The sequence below is a fragment of the Dethiosulfovibrio peptidovorans DSM 11002 genome (assembly GCF_000172975.1).
GTDB lineage: Bacteria > Synergistota > Synergistia > Synergistales > Dethiosulfovibrionaceae > Dethiosulfovibrio > Dethiosulfovibrio peptidovorans.
On sequence record NZ_ABTR02000001.1, the window covers coordinates 1760246 to 1776300 of the forward strand.

Consider the following 16055-nt stretch of genomic DNA (forward strand, 5'->3'; position numbering starts at 1 on the left):
CAGACCAGAAACAGCGACAAATTAGGCTAAATCAGCGTTAAGATGATTCTCTATTGTCGCTCCGGTGACCTGAACAACTCGGCTTTTACCGTCATTTGGGCACGGCAGATATCGCCCCTGACTTCATCATCAGGAACGAGAATCGAACGATGTTATAGGCCAGGTTTCTCAGTCCTATAGCGGTTGAAGCTCTGGCTTTCCCGATAGTTCGAACTATCAGGTTGCCGGCCTTCATGGTTTGGGCTCCAAAGACGTGCTCCACTCGGCTTCGGACTTTGGATCTTGTTCTGTTACCCTGTTTTTCCCACCACGTGATGGGTTTGCCTCTGTATCCTTTTCGTTGGATCTTCGGTCTGTAGCCTTGTTCCTCAAGCCAAGAGATTTTCTCATGGCTTCTATAAGCTGAGTCGGCATAGACGTCTTTGCTGCTGTTACTGGGATCGATGAGTTCCTCGAATACATTGCTGTCGTGGACCGATGCCTCGGTTACGCTGTATTTACGGATGATCTTGTTCTGAGAGTCGATCTCTATGTGGTTCTTGTAGCCGAAGGAGCTTTTGCCGTTTTTCTTCGTCCACCTGGCATCGGTGTCTTTTTGAGATCTCTTGTTGTCGGGCCAGTCTTCCGGTGGTTCTCCATCCTTGGATCTTGCGGTTTTCATCCCCGTTTGTTCCTCTGGATCGGGACCTTCACTATGGAGGCATCCACTATCTGCCCTTTTTTTGCCTCGAAGCCGCTTTTACGGATGTGACCGTCAAAAAGATCGAACAGAGGCTTCATCAGTTCCGCCTTGGTCAGCTGCTCCCGAAAAAGCCATATAGTCTTGGCATCAGGGACTTTGGCTTCCAGGGAGAGGCCGAGAAAACGTCTGAAGGAAAGCCTGTCCCTTACCTGAAACTCCATTGCGTCGTCCGACAGGTTGTACAGTGCCTGAAGCACCAGGATCTTGAACATGAGAAGAGGAGGGAAGGGCTTTCTTCCTCCCAGAGAATCCTTCTGTCTGAGCCCTTCGCGGAAGTCCTTCAACGGCTGCTCGAAGATGGACCAGTCCACCGCTTTCTCTATTCGTACCAGTGGATCGTTCACCTTTTCAAGGCTATCGTAGGCTATTTCTTCCGCAAAGAGGCTCCGCTGTTTCAAGGGGATCCCATCCCTTCTCGAGAATTTTTGGTTACAACCGGTATTTTAACATCCCAGCCTAAACAGGGGTTTTTCTCCCTGCCAGTTAGGGGAGTTTTTAGAGATGCCCTTCTATATGGATAGGGACAGATTGCCGACCGAGGGAGAGCAGTTCGGCCTTTATAAAAAGGCCGTCCAGGAGATGGGAGGCAAGACTGTTATATTCAGGACCCTGGATATCGGTTGTGATAAGATCCCAGGATATTTGAACGTTCCGGATGAGGATAATCCGGCCCTAGGTTACAGGGCTATAAGACTGTCTTTGGCCAGGGCCGATATCTTCAGGATTCAGCTTAAAGCGCTTCTTCGATCCAGCGCTTTCGGAAAGGCCAAGATAATGTTTCCGATGATCTCCGGGATAGAGGAACTTCGACTGGCCAAGGGGGTTCTTGAGGATGTTAAAAACGACCTCAGAAAGGACGGAGTTCCCTTCAATCCGGAAATAGAGGTCGGCGTTATGATAGAGGTGCCTGCCGCAGCGGTGGTATCGGACCTTATCGCCGAGGAAGTGGATTTCATGAGTATTGGTACCAACGATCTCATCCAATATACCTTAGCGGTGGATCGTACCAACCGTAACCTATCCCATCTCTTCAGCCCATTTCATCCTGCAGTTCTTCGTTTGGTCAAGATGACAATAGATAACTGCAGAAAGGCCGGGGTAAAGGTGAGTCTCTGCGGAGAGATGGCAAGCGATTCACTTTTGATCCCCGTTCTTATGGGCATGGGGCTTGAGAGATTCAGCATGAACGTGGATTCCATTTTAAAGGCCCGATGGATAATTTCTCAGCTTGGCAAAAAAAATATGGAGGATACTCTGTCGGAAATATGGGAATTGGCTACTGCTAAGGATGTCCGCCGTTTCTGCGAGGATCGATTCGGATCCCTCAGGAAGGCTTTCTGATGGAGAACTATAAAGGGGAGGATCTATCATAGGATAGATCCTCCCCTTTATTTTTTGTAGTAACCTTATAAAATTCACATCCAGGTTTTTTCATCAGGTGGTTTTTACGGGGTTTCTGATGTGTCGAGGTTGGGCTTGGGCGGTACATATACAGGTTTTTTGTCATTCGAGCTACCCTGAAGGGGTATTTCCTCTACCTCCACTGTCGGAATACCCGGTCCTTCCGGTTCCCCTGTCAGTTCTTTCACGGGAGGGATGGGAACTGCCTTGACCGGGGTTCTGTCGTGGTTCCCCTGCGGAGGTAGTATGATTTTTCTCGCTCCCATTGCTGAGAATCCTGGAACGGTCTGTACCGTTTCTTTCTGTGTCGTCAGATTGTCGTTGGGGCCAGGATCAGGCGGGGTAGGGCAAGGTATCGGGGCCGGTCTCGCTTCGACGTGGTCCCTGTATATATCCCTGCCAGGGTCTATAACCGGAAGTGCATGTCTATATGCTTTCCTCGATCTATCCCACAGAGGTATGGCTTCGCCTTCTTTCCTGTTTTGAAGGACCCTGGATAGCTGAGGAAACTCGGGATCTATCTCCAGGACTTTGGTGAAGGCTCTTTGGGATTCCTGAAGTTTTCCCATGCCCTGAAGACCTTTTGCTAGCCAGTACCAGCCGTCGCTTGAATTTGGACGCTGTTCCAGGTAGGCCTGGAGGTAATCGACTCCTCTGTGGTAGAGTCCAGCCTCTATCATCTGTTGTCCTCCCCGCCAGGCTTGTTCCATAACTATGTCCGTTTTACCTCCTCCGTATAGGGACGTAGCAGTTGCCGACAGCAAGATTAAAACATAAAAAAATCGAATTATTCCGTTCAACGTCAGATCCCCCTGTCTACTTGTGGTCTATATAGAGAGGCATGACTACCAGATCCTTTAACTTTATAGGTTCGTCCTTGTCCTCTTTCACTACCTCTACGATCGCTTCGTGGCTCTGTACCTTGAGAACCTTTACGGTACCGCCTTCCGTAGGTAGGATTACGACCGGCCTTTCAGGGTCTACCGTATCGTATCTATCGCTTCTCATCACTTTCAGAAGATCTCCTTCTCTGACTCCCTCTACCATCCCTAAGCTGATTATGTACCTTCTCCTCTTGGGAGGATGTTTTTTTAGTTCGTCCTTTGTAGGTGATATTATCCGTCCTACCATCTTATAACCCGAGATCCCGTCAAATAAGGTGTCCCTGCTTTTTCGGAGGGCTTTTTTGAAGGCGTTCCAGTAGGGGGTTCCCTTAAAGGAGTTCCAGAGAGGTTTTCTCATAGGCTGCTCATATTCCTTAGGATCCGGAAAGAGTTGCCAGAAGTCCAGCCCTCTTGGGAACATCTTGTTCACCGGTAGAAGGTCCAGAGGGCGGAGGAACAGCAGTTTTCCGCTCTCCGGCTGGTGGGTCAGATAGAAGATCCTTCCATCCCCGGGAGAGAAGGTAAAGCGCCTGTCCTCGCCTGCGATGGAGGACGCATAGGAGAGTTGTCTGGTCACTCCATCGAATATCTCCATCCTGAGAGCTACGTAACCCATCCTATCGGATCCTAGATGTTGTCTGTCGGTCATCTTTAGCCTGTAGAAATGGAGCCTTATGCCGATGTCGGTATCTGGGGCACCACCTCTAAGCCAATAGGGCTCTTCCTCTTTCGTGAGTGTTACGATCCTGGCATATGGATATTCCATCAGGAGGGCGATGAATTCCTCTGTGACCTTTTGATCGAAGACGTCGAGCGGGTAGTATTTGCTTTCCCATACCTCTATAGGGGTATCGTTTATCACCGGAAGCACGGCGATATCGATTCCCGGAGTATCCAGTACGTTCCCCCTGGCATCGGAAGGAGCTAGGGCGAGCGTCGAATAAGACAGGATGATGCAGAGAATCAGCTTTATGGAACGATGTAAGCTCATGGTTTACTTCCTCTCTTCCTGGGTACGGACATCCTCTTATTGTATCGTCAGATTTAGCTCTTCGTTTAAATCTCCGAAGAATTCGTCCAGGTCTCCGTCTATTCTAAGATCTATCCTGTTGGGAGAGAGGTATGCTCCCGAGACATCGCCTTTGTTTACCACCACTATTTTGCCATTGCAACAGGAGGGTAGCAGAGCGGCGGGAACCACGGTCAAGGACGATCCCAACACGAGTAGCAGGTCTGCCTGAGAGATTATGGAGCGACTTTCCTCCAGATGTTTTACGTCTTCTCCGAAGAAGACTATGTCCGGTTTTATCACTCCGCCGCATTTTTCGCAGTGCGGGATCTCCTCCTCCATGGTCTTTTTCCAGGATGTCTCGTAGTCGTAGCTTTTTCCGCAGGAGAGACAGGTGCTTTTCCAGACTCCGCCGTGTATCTCCAAGACGTTTTTCGATCCGGCCTTATGATGGAGTGCGTCGATATTTTGGGTCACTATGCCTTTTAAGCTTCCTTCTCTTTCGAGAGCGGTGAGAAAACGATGGGTATAGCTGGGGGATACCTCCTTCAGGGCCTTCAGAAATTCTCTGTGAAACTTGAAGAAAAAAGCTGGGTCTCTGGAGAAGAAATCAATGTCGAATATCCTTTCTGGCTCGATATCGTATTTTCTCCTGTATATACCGTTAGGTCCCCTGAAATCTGGGATGCCTGAACTGGTCGAGACTCCCGCGCCGCTCAATACGGCGATGGATTCGGCTTCCTTCACCATCGATGCGCATTTTAATATCGTTTCGTGGTTATATTTCATTGAGCTTCCTCCTTTTTGTTAATGCAACCGGTTACGCGAGGTGATACAATCCCTGTGACGAAATTACTGAGGAGGTTTTACTATGTCGAAGCTGATTTACGGAGTGGACGACAAACCGCGTTTTCCCATAATGGTTCTGGCCGGGGCCCAGCATGTTTTGACCCTTTTTGGAGCGACGACCCTGGTCCCTCTTATCTTCGGTCCCGCCATGAGCATGACCCCGACCCAGATAGGTTTTTTCATAAGCTGTGTGTATATGTCTATGGGGTTGGCTACCCTGATCCAGACCAGCACGATGGGTTCTCGCCTGCCGATAGTACAGGGATCCAGTTTTAGCTTCATCCCCCCCATAATGACCATTATAGGGGTTTATGGAGCTCAGGGGGCTAACGTTTGTCTTCAGTACATAGGAGGGGCTTTGATTCTCGGCGGCGTCCTCATGGCGTTGATCGGATACACAGGTTTGGTGGGAAAGGTGAGAAGGTTCATCACCCCTGTCACGGTGGGACCTACCATAATGGCCATAGGTTTTTCCCTCGCTCCTGTAGCTATAGGTGGCAACGCGGCGAACTATTGGCCGGTCTCCATTGCCGTCGTCGTCCTGATCTTCCTTTTCAGTCTCGGCATGAAAAATCGTTACATCAATATATTTTCGATTCTATCCAGCGTCGTCATAGTTTACCTTCTCTGTCTGGTCCTGAGTTTTTCCGGAGTTTTTACTCCCGATCATCCTGCCTACATAGATCTTTCTAGCGTAATCGCTGCCAAGTGGTTCCAGTTTACCGGCATTGCACCTTGGGGCGCTCCTAAGTTCAGTCTGGTGGCCTTCGGGGCTATCGTTGCCGGGTTCTTTGCCGTCTTTATAGAGAGCATAGGCGACTATTATAACGTAAGCCACGCATGCGGTCTGAACGATCCCAGCGAGGAGACCATAAATAAAGGAATCGGAGCCGAAGGGCTGGGATGTGCTATCGGAGGCCTTTGCGGCGGCGTCGCCTGTACCTCTTATACGGAGAACATCGGCCTTATAGGACTGACCGGAGTCGGATCCAGGTGGGTCGTTAGAACCGGAGCTGTGCTTCTGATCGTCATGAGCTGCATCGGGAAGCTTGGCGCTCTGGTAGCGACCATACCTACACCTATAATAGGAGGCTGTTATATCGCCCTGTTCGGCATTATAGGGGCCTTGGGAATACAGGCTTTGTCCAGGGCTGATATGAACTCTCAAAGGAACGTCATGATAGTGGGATTTTCTTTTCTTATGGCGCTTGGTTTGCCTGGATGGGTAGAGGGACAGCAGGAGATGTTCTTCTCACTGGGAATCTTTGGACAGGTTCTGTGGGCCATAGGTAAGACCGCTATGGCGGTCGCGGGAATATGTGCAGGCGTTTTGGATAACGTTATTCCCGGAACCGATGAGGAGAGAGGAATAAGGGAAAAAAAGTCCCATTGACGAAACGTCTTGTCAATGATATGCTATCCCCAGCAAGTAACTAGGAATTATTCCTGTTTTGTATGGATAGGATATCACTGGAGGGATTTAGATGGTATTTACAGAGAAGATGCAAAAAGCTATGAACGATCAGATAAACGCGGAGATGTTTTCCGCATATCTCTATCAGTCTATGGCAGCTTGGCTGGAGTCGACGGATATGCCCGGTATGGCTCATTGGATGGAGGTTCAGGCTAAGGAAGAGATGGAACACGCCTTCAAGTTCTACAGCTATATCATGGAGAGAGGCGGGAAGGTTACGTTACAGGCCATAGAGGCCCCTCAGTCCGAGTGGGATTCTCCCGTCAGCGTTTTCAGCGATGCCCTGGATCATGAAAAGTACATATCCAAGCGCATAGACGATCTCATGGATATGGCCATATCGGAGAAGGATCACGCCAGCAGGATAATGCTCAACTGGTTCGTAGAGGAGCAGGTGGAGGAAGAGGATAATGCCTCTACTAATTTGGCCAAGATCCGTCATCTTGAGGGATCTAAAAGAGGCATGTATATGTTGGACAAGGAGTTCAGCTCTAGAGATTAGCGTAATCGCTACAATGCTTGATTTCTGATCTGTTTTGAAAGACGGAGCTCTGTCTCCGTCTTTTTCTCTTTAGGGCACCTCTAAAAACTAACGTTCGGGTCTCCTCGTAGAGGTCGTCCCACCTGCGCCCTGTCTCGCACGAGCGTCTTTTCGACCTGCCTGTTTCGTACGGACCGCCTCGGAGGGCACGTCCTGTGCCCCCTCGGCTTGGGACGACGTCCTGTCGCCCCATTCGTACTACACGACGGCAGGTCGAAAAGACAGGCTCGAACGGGCTCCGTCGGAACGACCTCTACGAGGATCAGCGTTTTTAGAGGTGCCCGTTATATCGATCTCTAGATGATATAGTTATAAAAAAACATAGAGGAGGTCTCGAATCATGAACGTAGTAGATCCTAGAGCTCTTTACTCTCTTTCCTACGGTGTATACTTGGTGAGCAGTGTCAACGAGGACGGTCGCTTCAACGGTCAGATTGCCAACTCGGCCATGCAGGTTTCGGCGGAACCTCCGACCATCGCTGTGTCCATACATAGAGAAAATCTGACCGGAGAGTATATCGAACGCAGCGGCGTTTTTTCGCTTTCCGTGCTTGATCAGTCCGTTCCAATGATCTTCATCGGCCCCTTCGGTTTCAAGTGTGGCAGATCTGTGGATAAATTCGTAGATTGTCGTTATAAGGTCGGTTTGACCGGTGCTCCTCTGGTGCTGGATTACACGGTGGCCACAATGGAGGCGAGGGTTATCTCCGTTACGGAGGTTTATACCCACAGGATTTTCGTCGGAGAGATCGTTGGGGCCACCGTGGTAGGCGACGGAGAACCCCTTACCTACGCCGAGTATCACACGGTCAAGAAAGGAAAGTCGCCAGCTAATGCCCCGACCCATGCGTTCAACGAAGTTCCGCGCTAATGTAGACGTGGAGAGACTGGCTCCCTTTCTGGAGGATATATACGGTAAGTACAACAGGAAGGACCTGATCCATCCCGATCCTCTGGAGTTTCTCTACGATTATTCCAGGGTAGAGGATCGGGAGATAGTCGGCTTGATAGCCTCGTCCCTGGCTTACGGGCGGGTTGTCCAGATACTGAAGAGCGTCTCTAGCGTACTTGCTACCATGGGTAGTTCTCCCTTCGATTTTGTGGTTGCTGGCGATCGCTCCGTATGGAAGAGGTGTTTTTCCGGTTTTCGTCATCGTTTTTCTGGAAGCGAAGACATGGTAGACCTTTTCTGTGGAGTAAGGAGAGCCATCGATCTTTACGGTTCTCTGGATAGAACCATGGCGCAGGCGTTGAAAGAGACGGATTCTGCTTTTCAAGGGTATTGCAGATTTGCGGAATGGCTCGTGGGGAAGGAGAAAAGGAACTCTTTGCTTCCCTTCCCGGGAAGAGGAAGCGCCTGTAAGAGGCTGATGCTGTATTTTCGTTGGATGGTCCGTAGAGATGAGGTCGACCCTGGAGGTTGGTCCTCCCTTTCTCCATCGGACCTGGTAGTTCCTCTCGATACCCATATGCATAAGATAGCTCGCGTTTTAGGTTTTACATCTAGAAAGAACGGTGATTTCAGGACTGCCGTCGAGGTCACCGAGGCCTTTGGACTCATTGACCCGGGAGACCCTGTGAAGTACGATTTTGCCTTGACCAGATTCGGTATAAGGGACGATATGGAGTTGGAGGCCCTTTTCGAGGAGGTAAAACCGAAAGTAGGTGGTACCGTTGGATAAAAGTCTTTGGGATTCCGGCTTCGTCGCGATAGACGTGGAGACCACAGGGCTTTCCAATAGATGGGACAGAATAGTGGAGATAGGGGCGATCAGATTTACCCCTGGTTCGGAGACAGAGTCTTTTCAGACCTTCGTGTCTCCCGGTAGACCTATACCTTCCGAGGCGGTGGCAATACACGGGATAACAGACGAGATGGTCGAGGGGGCTCCGGGCCTTTCGGAGGCTTCAATAGCCTTGGCGAGCTTTCTGAAGGATGAAGAGCCGATGGTGTTCCATAATCCATCCTTTGACCTTGGTTTTTTGGATGCCAATATGAGAGCTATAAAGGGATCATGGAATGTCATGCCGGTTTTCGATACCTGCGGGTTGGCTCGGAAGGCTTTTCCCGGCATAAAGGGATACAGCCTAGTCGCTTTGGCCCGTCACTTCGGACTTTCCGGAGGAGGACACCATAGAGCTTTGGAGGATTGTAGGTATAGCGCATCGCTTTTCAATCTCATACTGGAAGCTATAGACGGTTTCCGTTGTATGAGCCTGAAAGATCTGATATTGGACTACAGCTTTAAGCGTTAACGGAACTTGTTGAGGGTTTTCAGCACCCTAGGGACCTCGAAGGGTTTTACGATAAAGTCCTGAGCGCCAGCCTCTATGGCCTTCACCACCATGGGTTTTTCGCCTCTGGCACTGATGATGACTATCTTTGCGTCCGGATCGATTTGACGTATCTTCTTGGTGGCCTCCAAACCATCCATGAGAGGCATGGTTATGTCCATTATGACGAGTTCCGGCTGTATGCTTTTGTAGAGTCTCGTGGCCTCTTCGCCGTTTTCCGCCTCTCCGGCCACGAGAAAACCGTTATCCTCTATCAGTCTTTTCAGCATAGCTCTTATGAAGGCGGCATCGTCCACTATCAGGACCTTTTTGAATATGCTCGTTTTGTCCGACGTCATGTAGAAGTCCTCCTCTCCGCTTTTTCGGGATGTCGTTTTGTACTTTGCCAAGGAGATGTTTTTATGAAAAAACACCTGATAAGAGTGTGGAAGAGCACTCATTGGGGACACCAATTTGCCATGTTGTTTCTCGTTATATTCCTGGCTTTAACGATGGTTTTCGTCGTGGATGTCCTAAGCCATCCCGGTCGAAGCTGGACTGAATCTTTGTTGGTGAAGATGATAGTAGAACGCAGAGTTCAGGATTAATACTAATAAGACCGTCTCATTATACCCTTTTGTCTGCCCCTGTCCACGTCGACGAAGGATAGAAGGAAAAGTCCGATTATGAAGGTGCTTCCGATGGCTAAAACCGCCAGCCTCGGGGATCCGGTCAGCTGGGTTATGATTCCGAAAGCTGCCGGACCGGCTATGCCGGCGAACTTGCTCGATATATCGTAGAAACCGAAGAACTCGGCGCTTCTTTCCGGCGGGAGCATCGACGCATATATGCTTCTGCTTATGGCCTGGGCTCCGCCCTGTACCATTCCCACCGATATGGCTAGCATCCAGAAATGCAGGGAGGTCCTCATCCAGTAGGCTCCTATGGCTATCAACAGATACCATGACAAAGCTCCGTATAGGCTTTTCTTGCTGCCTATTTTTTTTGCGATCTTTCCGAATAGCAGTGAGAAGGGGATACCTATGAACTGGGTGGCCAACAGTGCCATGACCATGGATTTTCGATCGAGGCCTACCTGGGCTCCGAATATGGCGGACATCCTTATTACCGTCCCTATGCCGTCGTTGTATAACCAGAAGGCCAGCAGAAAAACAAAGGCGTCCCTGTACTCTCTGATCTCCCGAAAGGTCTTAGCCAGAGAAGCGAAGGTTCCCATTTTCTTCAAGCCGTCGGGGAACGCTCTTTGCGGTTCCGGAACCACTATCATAAGGGGAACGGCGAAAGCGATCCACCATAGACCTACGGACATGAAGGAAAGCCTCGCCCCTAACGCTCCTGGAAATAGGCTCATGGTTCCCAGATTAAGGGCCAGCAGGGTTCCCCCTCCCAAGTATCCCATAGCGTACCCCTTGGTGGATATCTCGTCCATCCTCTCGACGGGTGCTATGTGAGGCAGCAGGGAATCGTAGCATATGGCGGAACCTGAAAAGCCTACGGAGCCTAATACCAAGAATAAAAGTGCTGTCTTCCAGTCTCCGGATTCTACCGATCCCATCGCCAATGCCGAGATAGCTCCTAACGCTGTGAATATTGCGACGAACTTCTTCCTTATCGATCTGATGTCGGCGAAGGTCCCCAGAAAAGGGGCTAGAAAAGCCCCTATAAGGAGTCCTAGAGAGGAGGCATATCCCCAATAAGCGGTGGCGGACGACGGAGATAGCGTGGATGCCGCCACCTGTTGGAAGTATATGGGATATATAACTGCCATTATAGTCGTGGCGAATGCCGAATTGCCTACGTCGTAAAGGCACCATGCTAGGATGGAACGGTCGTTTTCTTTCATTCTGTCCTCCGTGAGACGATATTTTTATTTCGTAATTGGTTAATTCGTGCCGAGTTCTGCCGCGTAGATGTCGAGGAAGGGGTCTTCATGATGAAACACATTCGTCCCGACTGGGACACTTATTTTATCAAAATAGCCCAGGTGGTGTCGGATAGATCCACCTGTCTCAGGCGCCGTTACGGTGCCGTCTTGGTAAAGGATCACGTTATAATAAGCACCGGTTATAACGGGGCCTGTAGAGGAGAGCCTAACTGCGTAGACGTAGGGGTATGTCACAGAGAAGCCCTCAAAATTCCCAAAGGGGAGAGATACGAGCTCTGCGTGGCTGTCCATGCGGAGCAAAACGCTATAATAAACGGGAACCCAGAGAAGATGGTCGGTGGAACCATATACATAGCGGGGGTCAACGCCTCCGACGGTACGTTGGCCAACGGCGAGCCCTGTATGCTGTGTCGCAGGATGATAAAAAACGCCAGAATCGAGAGGGTGGTCTACCAGAATACGGACGGTACCGTATCCTCCGTCGCAGTGGAGGATATGAAGGAGCCGGTTTTCAAGAAAGACATCGAATAGGAGGGATTCGTATGACCGTAACCAGAGAGGATGCGTGGGAACTCCTGAAGGAGTATAACCAGGACGAGGGACATCTCAGACATGCCCTGGCTGTGGAGGCCTGTATGAGATATTTTGCCTCTAAGTCGGGAGAGGACGAGGATATGTGGGGGCTTGCCGGACTAGTTCACGACCTTGATTGGGAAAGGGTCTCAGATAAGGAACCGGAAAACCATACCAAGTTGGCCGCTGCTGTTCTGGAGGAGAAGGGGTACCCTAGGGAAGTGATCAGGGCTGTTCAGGCTCACGGTTGGGGAATCTGCTCCGACGTGGAGCCTCTGTCCGAGATGGAAAAAACCCTCTACTCCGTGGACGAGTTGACCGGTTTGGTCATGACCACAGCTTTGGTGAGGCCGAGTCGATCTCTTTCGGATTTGACCGTAAAGTCGGTGAAGAAGAAATGGAAGGATAAAAGATTTGCCGCAGGTGTGGACAGAGAGCTCATAGAGAGAGGGACCGCAATGATGGGAATCGAGCTGTCCGACCTGATAGATGGGGTTATACAGGCCATGAGATCCATAGAAAAGGATCTGGGGCTTGGAGCCTCTTAGTGTGATATATAGGAGTTTTATGTATATATGCCGATGAGATTCTCTCTCATCGAGAGGTATACTAGGTACCCTAGAGGCTGGGCTTTGCTCGGCCTCCTTTCTTAGTGAGGAGGCTGATATCGTGGAAAAGATCACAGTTGTACTGGCGGACGATCATCCCTTGACCAGACAGGGATTGAAGGCTTATCTGGCCAGGGAGAGCGGTGTGGAGCTGGTAGGAGAGGCTTCAGACGGCAAAGAGGCCTGGGAAATGATAGAAAAACTCCGTCCCAGAGTGGCATTGTTGGATATCCGTATGCCGGTGGAGGACGGAATCTCCTTGGCTAGAAAGATAAAGGATGCCGGTCTTCCGGTCGCTCCCGTGATGTTGACGTCTTACGATTCTCAACAGTACGTTCTGGCATCCCTGAGGGCTGGAGCCAAGGGTTTTCTCCTTAAGACGACATCGCCGGAGGCTTTGGCCAAGGCTCTTCAGACGGTGGTATCCGGTGGTCTTTATCTCGACAGCGAGGTAGCCTCCGCCATGGGAGAGGTCCCTCAGATGGAGGACCTCTCTCCGAGAGAAAGGGAAGTCTTGCTCTTTGCTGCCAGAGGACTTTCCAGCAAAGAGGTGGCCTCCCATCTTTTCATAAGCGAGAGGACAGTTCAAACCCACTTGGCCTCGATCTACGATAAGTTAGGGGCTCATAATAAGACGGAGGCCATGTTATTGGCTTTGAAGTACGGCCTTTTGACCTTGGAGGAGCTGATAGAATGATTCGAAGGGGCATGCCTATAAGATGGAGTCTTCCCGCTATATTTCTGGTAGCAGTGCTCCTTCCGACAGCTGCTGTATTGGTCACAGCCGGAATAGGTATAGTCCACCACGATAGGGCGATGAAGAGGGTTATGGCTTCCTATGTGGAGAATTTAGCCGATAACGTGGCTTCCAGAGTTGATCTAGAAGATTCCAAGTGGGTTTTGCCCATTCCGATGGTTGAGCTTTTACGGCAGCTTCAGGTCTTTTCCTGGGGGCCTTCATTGCCGGGATGGGTGGTCGTGGTAGACGGAGATGGCAAGATCCTGTTGGCCTCTCCTGGAGCGGAGGTCACCTTCAAACGGCTTTGGCGGAAGGACGTTCCAATAGGTAGGGCAGTCGAGCTCATGGACGATAAGGGCGATCGCTACACCGTGGCGGTGTATCCTGCCGCGTCCACTTTCGTCGTCGCGGCGGTTGCATGGAACCAGCTGATGGGTCCTATGGTACAGGCATCCAGGTTATGGTCCATCCTTATAGGAGCGGTGATAGTAGCATCGGTTATCTCCGGGGTCATGTTATGGCGGTGGGCCATAGGCCCTATAAAGAGACTTTCCGACGAGCTTACCGATCTCAAATGGGGATGCGAGGTCCCTATCGCCGAGGACAACCGGAATACCATCTGGGAGGTTCGCCATCTCAGGACGGTCCTGTGTCGTCTTTCCAAAGCCGCCAGAGAAAAGGTAGAGCTCTGGAATCGTTATCTTCAGGATGTCGTGAGGGTTCAGGAGAGCGAAAAGTCCCGTATAGCCAGAGACATACACGATGGGCCCGTCCAGGAGGTGACGGCCCTTATCCAGAGGATAAGACTAGCTTCTCTTGAGCCTCTCGAAAAAAGAGAGGAGCACCTTCGTCTTGCCGAGGACATCGGGAAGGAGACCATAAAGCAGCTCAGAGAGATGTGCAACCAACTATCTCCTCCATGGCTCGATCTCGGCATGAGGCACGCGTTGGACGAGTTGGCCGACAGGCTTTCGAGACATCTGGGTTTATTCGTCCAGCTCGATATATCCGACGATGTCGAGGCGGATCCCGACGCGATCCTGGCTTTCTTCAGGATCATACAGGAGGCCATTCATAATTCTTCCAGACATGGAGGGGCGAAGAACGTCGATATAGAGATATCCAGGGATGAAGAAAATATCTATCTCTCCATAAAGGACGACGGTTCGGGGTTCCATTGGCCGGAGGATTTTGAGCTGCTTCGATCGACGGGGCACCGCGGTTTATTGAATATGAGGGAAAGAATAGAGCTAATAGGTGGTTCGATGACAGCGGAGACCTCGCCGGGTGAAGGGTGCTCCCTTTTTTTCACCGTTCCTGTAATCGATCGAACGTGATACGATCTTGTCGTTTATACTTGTATCGAATCGATACATCCTTTTGAGGAGGTGTTCTTATGAGGTTGAAGGTCTTGGGTGCTGCTGAAGAGGTTACAGGATCCAGCTATATGCTGGAGGTCGCCGGACATAGGATTCTCATCGACTGCGGACTTCACCAGGGCAGAAACGAGGACGAGAGAAACAGAGAGCCCTTTCACTTCGATCCCCTGTCCTTAGATGTCGTTCTTTTGACCCACGCTCACATCGACCATACCGGAAGGGTCCCTCTTCTGGTCAAACAGGGATTCTCCGGCAAGGTCATGTCAACCTTGCCAACAGTGGAGCTTACCGAGGTCCTGTGGAGGGATTCTGCCCGTCTGATGAAAGAAGAGGCTGAGTGGAAGACCAAAAAGAACGCCCGTAAGGGGCTCCCAGCAGTGGAACCCCTTTTCGAGGACGAGGACGTCTCCGAGGCGTTGAACCTATTGGCGCCGGTTACCTACGACGACAAGATAGAGCTGTTTCCCGAGGTGTTCGTCAGGTTCAGAGACGCGGGACACATAATGGGAAGTGCCATACTCGAGATATGGGCGACCGAGAAAGATGATACGGTTAAAATCGTCTTCAGCGGAGATCTCGGACCACAGAAAACCGTTATGGAGAGGACCCCAGCTGTTATAACCGGGGCCGACTACGTTGTAATAGAGTCCACCTACGGTGACCGGGAGCATAAGACGAACGAGGAAAGCCGCGAGGAGTTCCAGACTCTCATGAGACAGATCCTAGCCAAGAAGGCGAAGGTCTTCATTCCCACTTTCGTCGTGGACAGGGCTCAGAGGGTGGCTTACGAACTAATGCTCATTCAGGATCAGGGGCTCGGTAAGGACATTCCCATATACTTCGATTCGCCTATGGGAGTAAAGGCCACGAAGATATACGAGGATCATCTCGATCTCTGTTCCAGCGAGATACAGGAATATCGTCATAAGGGGAACCATCCTTTTTCACCGGAAAGGTTGACCTACGTTTCCTCCGTCGAGGACTCCCAGGCCATAAACGACGTGGATCACGCCATAGTCCTGGCCGGAAGCGGTATGTGCAACGGTGGCAGAATAGTCCATCATCTGAAACACGGCATATGGAACCCTGAAAACCATGTGGTTTTCGTCGGGTATCAGGCGGTGGGGACCTTGGGACGCCGTCTGGTGGAGGGGCAGAAAAAGCTCCGCATCGCAGGAGAGGACGTTACCGTTAGGGCTCAGCTTCATACCATAAACGGTTTCTCCGCACATGCAGATCGCAGGGATCTCCTCAAGTGGGCGGAGAATTTCTCCGAAAATTCGCCTACTTTCTTAGTCACTCATGGAGAGCCCAAGTCGGCCAACGCTCTCGCCGATGGCCTGATGGAAAAGGGTCTTCAGGCTATAGTTCCATCGGTCGACCAAGAGTTCGAACTTAGCCCCAATAAGCATGAAAGGGAGGAGAGGATAGTACTGTCCACTCCTCAGAGAGACGTCTCCTCCTACGTGGAATTGGGCAGAGCCCTGGATGATATCGCTGCCATAATCGGTCGACTCACCGAGACGGCCTCAAAGATAAACGACATAGACCAGACCCTTCCTATGCTTAAGTCCGTAAAAATTCTTCTGGAAACGGTCTCTAATAAATCGAAGTGCTGAGCTTAAGGTACACTCTTTCCCGTTTCGACCTGACACGCAGCTGGTTTCTCTTCGGAC

The 16055-nt window shown here is 50.7% G+C and carries 17 protein-coding genes and 1 pseudogene; 12 read left to right on the top strand and 6 right to left on the bottom strand.

The features are described from left to right. Positions 1 to 91: 91 nt before the first annotated feature. Positions 92 to 1140 (bottom strand): annotated as a pseudogene (locus DPEP_RS08390) (IS5 family transposase). A 103-nt stretch (positions 1141 to 1243) separates the two neighbouring features. Here DPEP_RS08390 and DPEP_RS08395 point away from each other — a divergent pair. Then, the gene (locus DPEP_RS08395) at positions 1244 to 2083 is read left to right on the top strand and encodes a putative PEP-binding protein (RefSeq protein ID WP_005661257.1); all 840 of its coding nucleotides are present in this window, start codon (positions 1244 to 1246) and stop codon (positions 2081 to 2083) included. A 104-nt stretch (positions 2084 to 2187) separates the two neighbouring features. On the opposite strand, the gene DPEP_RS08400 is transcribed toward DPEP_RS08395, so the two are convergent. From DPEP_RS08400 to DPEP_RS08410, 3 genes are all read right to left on the bottom strand, one after another. Then, on the bottom strand, positions 2188 to 2823 hold the full coding sequence (locus tag DPEP_RS08400) for a tetratricopeptide repeat protein (protein WP_005661258.1): 636 nt from the start codon (positions 2821 to 2823) through the stop codon (positions 2188 to 2190). Positions 2824 to 2959: 136 nt separating this feature from the next. Beyond that, entirely contained in the window at positions 2960 to 4018 is a 1059-nt protein-coding gene (locus DPEP_RS08405) for a FlgT C-terminal domain-containing protein (protein ID WP_005661260.1), read from the bottom strand. 36 nt (positions 4019 to 4054) lie between these two features. Then, the gene (locus DPEP_RS08410; RefSeq protein WP_005661264.1) at positions 4055 to 4825 is read right to left on the bottom strand and encodes an SIR2 family NAD-dependent protein deacylase; all 771 of its coding nucleotides are present in this window, start codon (positions 4823 to 4825) and stop codon (positions 4055 to 4057) included. A gap of 82 nt (positions 4826 to 4907) precedes the next feature. Between DPEP_RS08410 and DPEP_RS08415 the strand changes: the two genes are divergently transcribed. From DPEP_RS08415 to DPEP_RS08435, 5 genes are all read left to right on the top strand, one after another. Further along, positions 4908 to 6278 carry a uracil-xanthine permease family protein gene (locus DPEP_RS08415; RefSeq protein ID WP_005661265.1) on the top strand — a complete coding sequence of 457 codons (1371 nt, stop codon included), beginning with the start codon at positions 4908 to 4910 and terminating at the stop codon, positions 6276 to 6278. A 91-nt stretch (positions 6279 to 6369) separates the two neighbouring features. Further along, positions 6370 to 6861, top strand: a complete 492-nt coding sequence (locus DPEP_RS08420) for a ferritin (RefSeq protein ID WP_005661266.1) — start codon at positions 6370 to 6372, stop codon at positions 6859 to 6861. 379 nt (positions 6862 to 7240) lie between these two features. Continuing rightward, entirely contained in the window at positions 7241 to 7771 is a 531-nt protein-coding gene (locus DPEP_RS08425; protein WP_005661267.1) for a flavin reductase family protein, read from the top strand. Beyond that, on the top strand, positions 7746 to 8582 hold the full coding sequence (locus DPEP_RS08430) for a TIGR02757 family protein (protein WP_156775186.1): 837 nt from the start codon (positions 7746 to 7748) through the stop codon (positions 8580 to 8582). Before DPEP_RS08425 ends, DPEP_RS08430 begins: the two co-directional genes overlap by 26 nt. Continuing rightward, positions 8575 to 9156 (top strand): 3'-5' exonuclease, encoded by a 582-nt coding sequence (locus tag DPEP_RS08435; RefSeq protein ID WP_005661269.1) that lies wholly within the window; start codon positions 8575 to 8577, stop codon positions 9154 to 9156. The genes DPEP_RS08430 and DPEP_RS08435 overlap by 8 nt, the downstream gene beginning before the upstream one ends. Here the strand turns inward: DPEP_RS08435 and DPEP_RS08440 are convergent. After that, on the bottom strand, positions 9153 to 9533 hold the full coding sequence (locus tag DPEP_RS08440; RefSeq protein WP_005661270.1) for a response regulator: 381 nt from the start codon (positions 9531 to 9533) through the stop codon (positions 9153 to 9155). The two genes, DPEP_RS08435 and DPEP_RS08440, sit on opposite strands and share 4 nt — an antisense overlap. A 63-nt stretch (positions 9534 to 9596) precedes the next feature. Between DPEP_RS08440 and DPEP_RS08445 the strand changes: the two genes are divergently transcribed. Beyond that, the gene (locus DPEP_RS08445) at positions 9597 to 9782 is read left to right on the top strand and encodes a hypothetical protein (protein ID WP_005661271.1); all 186 of its coding nucleotides are present in this window, start codon (positions 9597 to 9599) and stop codon (positions 9780 to 9782) included. A 2-nt stretch (positions 9783 to 9784) separates the two neighbouring features. Here DPEP_RS08445 and DPEP_RS08450 read toward each other — a convergent pair whose 3' ends face one another. Next, complete coding sequence (locus tag DPEP_RS08450; protein ID WP_005661272.1) at positions 9785 to 11038, bottom strand: MFS transporter; 1254 nt, start codon at positions 11036 to 11038, stop codon at positions 9785 to 9787. Between the two features lie 87 nt (positions 11039 to 11125). Here DPEP_RS08450 and DPEP_RS08455 point away from each other — a divergent pair, with 87 nt between their 5' ends. The 5 genes from DPEP_RS08455 to DPEP_RS08475 all read left to right on the top strand — a co-directional run bounded on the left by DPEP_RS08455 (position 11126) and on the right by DPEP_RS08475 (position 15998). Next, positions 11126 to 11611 carry a deoxycytidylate deaminase gene (locus DPEP_RS08455; RefSeq protein WP_005661273.1) on the top strand — a complete coding sequence of 162 codons (486 nt, stop codon included), beginning with the start codon at positions 11126 to 11128 and terminating at the stop codon, positions 11609 to 11611. 11 nt (positions 11612 to 11622) lie between these two features. Then, positions 11623 to 12201, top strand: coding sequence for an HDIG domain-containing metalloprotein (locus DPEP_RS08460; RefSeq protein ID WP_005661274.1), 579 nt, complete (start codon positions 11623 to 11625; stop codon positions 12199 to 12201). A gap of 121 nt (positions 12202 to 12322) precedes the next feature. Beyond that, the gene (locus tag DPEP_RS08465; protein WP_005661276.1) at positions 12323 to 12958 is read left to right on the top strand and encodes a response regulator transcription factor; all 636 of its coding nucleotides are present in this window, start codon (positions 12323 to 12325) and stop codon (positions 12956 to 12958) included. Then, positions 12955 to 14337: a sensor histidine kinase gene (locus DPEP_RS08470; RefSeq protein WP_005661277.1), complete on the top strand. Its 1383-nt coding sequence runs from the start codon at positions 12955 to 12957 to the stop codon at positions 14335 to 14337. The genes DPEP_RS08465 and DPEP_RS08470 overlap by 4 nt, the downstream gene beginning before the upstream one ends. 59 nt (positions 14338 to 14396) lie before the next feature. Further along, positions 14397 to 15998 (top strand): MBL fold metallo-hydrolase RNA specificity domain-containing protein, encoded by a 1602-nt coding sequence (locus DPEP_RS08475; protein ID WP_005661279.1) that lies wholly within the window; start codon positions 14397 to 14399, stop codon positions 15996 to 15998. Positions 15999 to 16055 lie beyond the last annotated feature (57 nt).